The sequence below is a fragment of the Streptomyces sp. UH6 genome (assembly GCF_013421635.1).
In the GTDB taxonomy this organism is placed as follows: Bacteria; Actinomycetota; Actinomycetes; order Streptomycetales; family Streptomycetaceae; genus Streptomyces; species Streptomyces abyssomicinicus.
The window spans coordinates 1-6,506 of record NZ_JACADT010000262.1 but is presented as its reverse complement, the minus strand read 5'-3'; the positions used below and the strand labels follow the sequence as shown (position 1 = coordinate 6,506).

Annotated in this window: 7 protein-coding genes; 3 read left to right on the top strand and 4 right to left on the bottom strand. The window is 72.7% G+C overall.

The window, feature by feature from the left end; all coding sequences use genetic code 11:
• Nucleotides 1-1,075 (top strand): sensor histidine kinase (locus HW445_RS14800; protein WP_180221484.1); only part of this gene is annotated, 1,075 nt, incomplete at its 5' end.
• A 51-nt stretch (nucleotides 1,076-1,126) separates the two neighbouring features.
• Nucleotides 1,127-1,318 (top strand): hypothetical protein, encoded by a 192-nt coding sequence (locus tag HW445_RS14795; protein WP_180221483.1) that lies wholly within the window; start codon nucleotides 1,127-1,129, stop codon nucleotides 1,316-1,318.
• Nucleotides 1,319-1,414: 96 nt separating this feature from the next.
• Here HW445_RS14795 and HW445_RS14790 read toward each other — a convergent pair whose 3' ends face one another.
• The 4 genes from HW445_RS14790 to HW445_RS14775 form a co-directional block, all read right to left on the bottom strand.
• Nucleotides 1,415-2,371 carry a cytochrome c oxidase assembly protein gene (locus HW445_RS14790; RefSeq protein WP_180221482.1) on the bottom strand — a complete coding sequence of 319 codons (957 nt, stop codon included), beginning with the start codon at nucleotides 2,369-2,371 and terminating at the stop codon, nucleotides 1,415-1,417.
• Between the two features lie 154 nt (nucleotides 2,372-2,525).
• A complete protein-coding gene (locus HW445_RS14785; protein WP_180221481.1) occupies nucleotides 2,526-3,551 on the bottom strand; it encodes a 6-phosphofructokinase in 1,026 nt (341 codons plus the stop codon).
• Nucleotides 3,552-3,777: 226 nt separating this feature from the next.
• On the bottom strand, nucleotides 3,778-4,506 hold the full coding sequence (locus HW445_RS14780) for a type 1 glutamine amidotransferase (RefSeq protein WP_180221480.1): 729 nt from the start codon (nucleotides 4,504-4,506) through the stop codon (nucleotides 3,778-3,780).
• Nucleotides 4,507-4,553: 47 nt separating this feature from the next.
• On the bottom strand, nucleotides 4,554-5,795 hold the full coding sequence (locus tag HW445_RS14775; RefSeq protein WP_180221479.1) for a MurT ligase domain-containing protein: 1,242 nt from the start codon (nucleotides 5,793-5,795) through the stop codon (nucleotides 4,554-4,556).
• Nucleotides 5,796-5,976: 181 nt separating this feature from the next.
• On the opposite strand from HW445_RS14775, the gene def reads away from it, so the two are divergent.
• The coding region (gene def, locus HW445_RS14770) for a peptide deformylase (RefSeq protein WP_180221478.1) at nucleotides 5,977-6,506 on the top strand (530 nt) is incomplete at its 3' end.

Sequence of the window (6,506 nt, the reverse complement as noted above, 5' to 3'; positions counted from 1 at the left end):
CACCGCCTCACTGGCGGCGCCGCCGCTGCGCGCCGGGCTGACCGAGGAGACGGCCCGCCGCGCCTCCCGCAGACTGCGCTCCCTGCTCGGCACCGAGGCGCTCTGCCTCACCGACCTCGACCAGGTCCTGGCCTGGGACGGCGCCGGCTCCCACCACCGGGCCGAGATCGTGGAACGCCTCGCCGGTCCCCTGGAGACCGGCCGCGGCGAGGCCTTCCGGCTGCGCTGCGAGACCCCCGACTGCTCCCTGCGCTGGGCCGTGGTCGCCCCGCTCACCGTGGACGACCGGGTGCTCGGCGCGCTCGTCGCCTGCGCGCCGGGGGAGTCCGCCGTCCTGGTGCGGGCCGCGGGAGAGGTCGCCCGCTGGGTCTCCGTCCAGCTCGAACTCGCCGACCTCGACCGCTCCCGCACCCGCCTCATCGAGGCGGAGATCAGGGCGCTGCGGGCGCAGATCTCGCCGCACTTCATCTTCAACTCGCTCGCCGTGATCGCCTCCTTCGTCCGCACCGACCCGGAGCGGGCCAGGGAGCTGCTGCTGGAGTTCGCCGACTTCACCCGCTACTCGTTCCGGCGGCACGGCGACTTCACCACCCTCGCCGACGAGCTGCATGCCATCGACCACTACCTGGCGCTGGTCCGCGCCCGCTTCGGCGACCGGCTGGCGGTCACCCTGCAGATCGCCCCCGAGGTGCTGCCGGTCACCCTGCCGTTCCTGTGCCTCCAGCCGCTGGTGGAGAACGCGGTCAAGCACGGGCTGGAGGGACGCGGCGAGAAGTGCGGCATCGGCATCACCGCCCGCGACGAGGGCGCGGAGGCGGTCGTCGTCATCGAGGACGACGGCGTCGGCATGGACCCGGAGCTGCTGCGGCGCATCCTGGCCGGCGAGGCCGGGCCCTCCGGGGGCATCGGCCTGTCCAACGTCGACGACCGGCTCCGGCAGGTCTACGGCGACGACTACGGCCTGGTCATCGAGACGGCCCCGGGCGCCGGGATGAAGGTCACGGTGCGGCTGCCGAAGTACCGGCCGGGCGTCCACCCCGCGGGCCCCGCGACGGGAGGCCTCCGCAGAGGGTGAGAAGGGGGGCGGGCGGGGCACCATGGGTGTAGCGGACCTGAGGAGGGCGCGATGCCTGACACGTCTGGGATCCACGGAACGAAGACGCCCGGCTCGACCAAGACCATGGGAGCGTTCACGGTGGGCGGCCTCGTCCTCGTGACGGCCTACTCGGTGGCGCTCGGCAGCAACGGCTGGCTGTGGTTCGGATGGGTGGTGCTCGGGGCCCTGTTCCTGGCCCTGGTGGCGCTGCGCGACACCTGACCCGCGGCGCGTCACGCACCTGACCCCGCGGCGCGTGCCACGGGCTCCGCGGAGCCCCGCGCGGGCTCCGGGCGGAGCCCGCGCGGGGCTCCCCGCTCAGCCCTGCCGGGCCGACCCCGCCCGCAGGGAGGCCAGGTACGCGTTGTACGCCTCGAGCTCCGCGTCGCCGTCCCGGTCGGCCGCGCGGTCCTTGCGCCTGGCCTGACGCTGCTCCGAGCCGTACCACTGGAACAGCAGGGCGATCAGCACCAGCACGGACGGGATCTCGCTGAACGCCCAGGCGATGCCGCCGGCCGCGTTCAGGTCCTCCATCGCGTCGATGCCCAGTGAGGCCGGCGGGTGGGCGAACGCGCCGATCATCGGCGTGGACGCCATCATCAGGGCGATGCCGAAGAAGGCGTGGAACGGCATGCCGGCGAAGAGCTCCAGCATCCGCATCAGGTGGCTCGGCCGGTGCGGACCCGGGTCCACGCCCATGATCGGCCAGAAGAAGACCACGCCCACCGCGAAGAAGTGCACCATCATCGCGATGTGCCCCAGGTAGGAGCCCATCAGGAAGTCCACCGCCGGCGTGAAGTACAGCGCGTAGAGGCTGGCGATGAACATCGGGATGGTGAACAGCGGGTGGGTGATCACCCGCATGTACCGGCTGTGCAGCAGCTTCAGCAGCAGCTCGCGCGGGCCCAGGCTGCCCCGGGCGGCCACCGGCAGGGCGCGCAGCGCCAGGGTGACCGGGGCGCCCAGCAGGATCAGGATCGGTGAGAGCATGCTGAGCACCATGTGCTGCACCATGTGCACGCTGAACATGACCATGCCGTAGTCGTTCAGCCCGGTGCACATCACCAGCAGCACACTCAGCACGCCGGCGACGAAGGAGACCGTCCGGCCGACCGGCCAGCGGTCGCCGCGCCGGGTCATCCGGACGACGCCCCACCCGTAGAGCAGCAGCCCCAGCAGGCAGGCGACGAGGAAGAAGGCGTCCGGGGACCAGGCGAGCCCCCGTCCGAGGGTGAACGGGGGCAGATCCATGGCGCCGTGACCGCTGTGGTCCATCCGCCGGCTCCTGTTTCGTGGGGGTTGTGCAAATCTGTCCGCACCAGACTAGAACCGCCCCCGGCCGTGCCGGCGGCCGGGGGCGGTTCACCTGCGATGCACGGAAGGTTCGCAGGCGTCGGGGAGGCGCGGGTCACACCCCGTGCGGAGCCGTTCACACCACCGCGGGCGCCTCGGCGTAGCGGTCCTCGGGCACCGTCTTCAGCGAGGCGACGGCCTCGGACAGCGGCACGGTGACGATGTCGGTGCCGCGCAGCGCGGTCATCCTCCCGAACTCGCCGCGATGGACGGCCTCCACCGCGTGCCATCCGAAGCGGGTCGCCAGCACCCGGTCGTAGGCGGTGGGGGTGCCGCCGCGCTGGACGTGGCCGAGGATCACCGGGCGGGCCTCCTTGCCGAGGCGGTGCTCCAGCTCGACCGCCAGCAGGTTGGCGATGCCGGCGAACCGCTCGTGGCCGTAGACGTCCTTGCCGCCCTCGTCGAAGTCCATGGTGCCCGCGAGCGGCTTGGCGCCCTCGGCCACCACGACTATGGCGAAGCGCTTGCCGGCCTCGAACCGCGCGCCGACCCGCTCGGTCAGCTCCTTGATGTCGAAGGGCCGCTCGGGCACCACGATCGCGTGGGCGCCCGCCGCCATGCCCGAGTGCAGGGCGATCCAGCCGGTGTGGCGGCCCATGACCTCGACGATCAGGACCCGCTGGTGGGACTCGGCGGTCGTCTTCAGCCGGTCCAGGGCGTCGGTGGCCACGCCCACCGCGGTGTCGAAGCCGAAGGTGACGTCGGTGACCGCGATGTCGTTGTCGATGGTCTTGGGCACGCCCACGATGGGCAGCCCGGCGTCGGACAGGAGGCGGGCGGCCTTCAGGGTGCCCTCGCCGCCGATCGGGATGACGGCGTCGAGCCCGAGCTCCTTCAGGTGGCCCTTGGCCCGCTCCACGCCGTCCCGCAGGTGCTCGGGGCGGACACGGGAGGAGCCGAGGATGGTGCCGCCGCGGGCGAGGATGCCGCCGACGGCGTCCAGGTCCAGCTTGAGGTAGTCGCCCTCGAGGAGACCCCTCCAGCCGTCACGGAAACCGATCACCTCGTCACCGTGGGCGTCGACGGCGCGGTGGACGACGGAGCGGATGACGGCGTTCAGGCCGGGGCAGTCGCCGCCGGAGGTGAGCACACCAATGCGCATGGCGCGGATAACCTTCTCGATGGGGGACGGCACCGGACCGCTTCGTCCGGGCTTGACGACCGTCACCCTACCGGCGTCGGGCCCCCCTGCCGAACCCGGCGTCCGACAGCCGGACACCCCCGCTCACCTGTGCGGATGCCCCGTCAAACGGGCTTCCGGAGGGCGAGTTCGGGGGTGTCGTGGAGGGTGCCGCCGACGCCGGCCGCGGGGCCGTTCCCGGCGGCCGTCAGGCCGGCTGGGTGGCCGCCGCGATGCGCTCCTGGCGCAGCGCCTCGTACCACCGGTCGTCGACCGGCGGCAGGGCGTTGACGTCGAGCGCGAGCTTCAGCAGGTGGTCCGCGATGTGCGGGTTGCGGGCCAGTACGGGGCCGTGCATGTAGGTGCCGAAGACGGTGTCGTTGTACGCGCCCTCGGTGCCGTCGCCGGTGCCGTTGCCGTTGCCGAAGCGCACCCGGGCGAACGGCTTGGCGCTCGGGCCGACGTGGGTCACGCCCTGGTGGTTCTCGAAGCCGGTCAGCGGGGGCAGGCCGAGCCGCGGGTCGATGTCGCCGAGGACGTCGCCGACGCAGCGCGCGCCCTCGCCGCGCACCGAGACCACGTCGAGGAGGCCGAGGCCCGCCTCGCGCTGCCCGAGGTCGTTGATGAACTCGTGGCCGAGGATCTGGTAGCCGGCGCAGACCGAGAAGACGATCGCGCCGTTGCCGACCGCGCGGTGCAGGCCGCCGTCGCGGCGCAGCCGCTCCGCCGCGAGGCGCTGCGGGCGGTCCTCGCCGCCGCCGATCAGGTAGATGTCGCCGGAGGTCGGGATCGGCTGGTCGCTGCGCACGTCGATCCGGGCCACGTCCAGGCCGCGCTGGCGGGCCCGGCGCTCGACGACGAGGGCGTTGCCCTGGTCGCCGTAGGTGCTGAGCAGATCCGGGTAGATCCACACCAGCCGGAGTTGGCTGTCACTCATGAGTCGGTCCTCGAACTGTGAGTCGCTGGGCGGTCGCTGGTCGGAATTCAGTTGCCGACGCGGCGGCGCAGGTCCTGGAAGGCGGTGTAGTTGGCGATGACCTCGATGCGCCCCGGCGGGGCGAGGCGGACCGCCTCGTCGAGGTTCTCGCACACCTGGAAGTTCTGGTCGGCGACCTCCAGGCGCACCGCCAGGTCCAGCTTGCGGTCGCCGAGCACGAAGATCGGGTGCCCGCTCAGACGGGTGTAGTCGACGTCCCACAGCCAGGAGGTGTCGGTGCCGTCGGCACCGCGGGCGTTCACCGAGAGGATCACCGGCGTCGGCGGCGGGTCGATCAGCGAGAACGTCTCCAGCCAGCCCGCCGGGTTCTTGGCGAGCAGCAGGCGCAGGTCGCGCCCCTGGAACTGCACCGTGTCGTACCGGCCGGCCACCGCCTGCACGTGGTACATGCGCTCCAGCGCCACCTGCGGCGGCACGCCGAAGACGGCGGCGACGGCCGCGGAGGAGGTGGCGTTGGCCCGGTTGGCGCGGCCCGGCAGCTGGAGGTGGATCGGCCAGGCGGAGCCGTGCGGGTCCAGGACGTGGTCGTTGGAGAGCGCCCAGCTCGGCGTCGGACGGCGGAAGCCGCACTCGCCGCAGAACCAGTCGTCGCCCGGACGCTGGAGCACACCGCCGCAGGACGGGCAGGACCAGGCGTCGTCCTTCCACATCTGGCCGGCCGCGACCCAGATCACGTTGGGGGAGGACGAGGCCGCCCACACGATCAGCGGGTCGTCGGCGTTGGCCACCACCACGGCCTTGGTGCCGGTCAGGCCCTCGCGCCAGTTCTCCGCGAGCATGCGGGTCTCGGCGGCGCGGTCGAGCTGGTCGCGGGAGAGGTTGAGCAGCGCGACGCACTTGGGGTCGGTCTCGCGGGCGACGGCGATCAGGTACTTCTCGTCGACCTCTATGACGCCGAACCGGGCCTCATCGTTGCGCTCGGCCAGGGCCGAGGTGATGCCCGCGGGCATGTTGGCGCCCAGCGCGTTGGAGACCACCGGACCGGCCGCGCGCAGCGCCTCGGCGATCAGGCGCGTCGTGGTGGTCTTGCCGTTGGTCGCCGAGACCAGGGTGATGTCCAGGCCCTGCGCGAGCCGGGCCAGGAGCTCGGGGTCCAGCTTCAGCGCGACCCGGCCGCCGATCACCGATCCGCTGCCGCGTCCGGCTGCCCGGGAGACGGCCGCGGCGGTCTTGCCCGCCGTCACGGCCAGCTTGGCCCGCGGCGAGAGCGGGTCCGAGGTGCCTGCCATCAGTTCTCGATCCTCCTTGCGTACGCGCCGCGCGTGAGTCCCGGCAGCGTGTGGTGGCCTCAGCCTATCGAGATCCGCTCACCCGGCCGAATACCGGAACCGCACCGTGACCGGCTGCGACGGCGGGCAGCGGAGGGTGGGCGGAACCGTCATGGCCTGGAAGGACCGTACCCTGACCGGCATGCGACACGGTTCGATCCCCGGCGCCGACGGGCGCGTGAGACCTCTCACCCTGCACGGCGACCCCCTGCTCCACAGCCCGTGCGCCGAGGTGACGGAATTCGGGCCGGAGCTCGAACGGCTGGTCGAGGACCTGTTCGCCACCATGTACGCGGCGGGCGGCGTGGGGCTCGCGGCCAACCAGGTGGGGGAGGGGGTGCGGGTCTTCGTGTACGACTGTCCGGACGACGAGGACGTCCGCCATCTCGGTCATCTGGTGAATCCCCGGCTGGTGGAGGCCGACGGGGTGACGGTGCGTGGGCCGGAAGGGTGTCTGTCCCTGCCCGGCCTGGAGGCGGGGACGCCGCGCTTCGACCGGGCGGTGGTGCGCGGGTTCTCCGTCGCGGGCGAGCCGGTGGAGGTGTGCGGCACCGGGTTCTTCGCGCGGTGCCTGCAGCACGAGTGCGACCACCTGGACGGCGTGGTCTACGCCGACCGCCTCACGGGGCTGCGGCAGCGGCGGCTGCTGCGGAAGGCCGCGCGGGCGGCGTG

Bases quoted from the DNA above. Each gene is read 5' to 3' on its own strand.
- HW445_RS14795 (WP_180221483.1), top strand. From the start codon at position 1,127: ATGCCTGACACGTCTGGGATCCACGGAACGAAGACGCCCGGCTCGACC.
- HW445_RS14790 (WP_180221482.1), bottom strand. From the start codon at position 2,371: ATGGACCACAGCGGTCACGGCGCCATGGATCTGCCCCCGTTCACCCTC.
- HW445_RS14785 (WP_180221481.1), bottom strand. From the start codon at position 3,551: ATGCGCATTGGTGTGCTCACCTCCGGCGGCGACTGCCCCGGCCTGAAC.
- HW445_RS14780 (WP_180221480.1), bottom strand. From the start codon at position 4,506: ATGAGTGACAGCCAACTCCGGCTGGTGTGGATCTACCCGGATCTGCTC.
- HW445_RS14775 (WP_180221479.1), bottom strand. From the start codon at position 5,795: ATGGCAGGCACCTCGGACCCGCTCTCGCCGCGGGCCAAGCTGGCCGTG.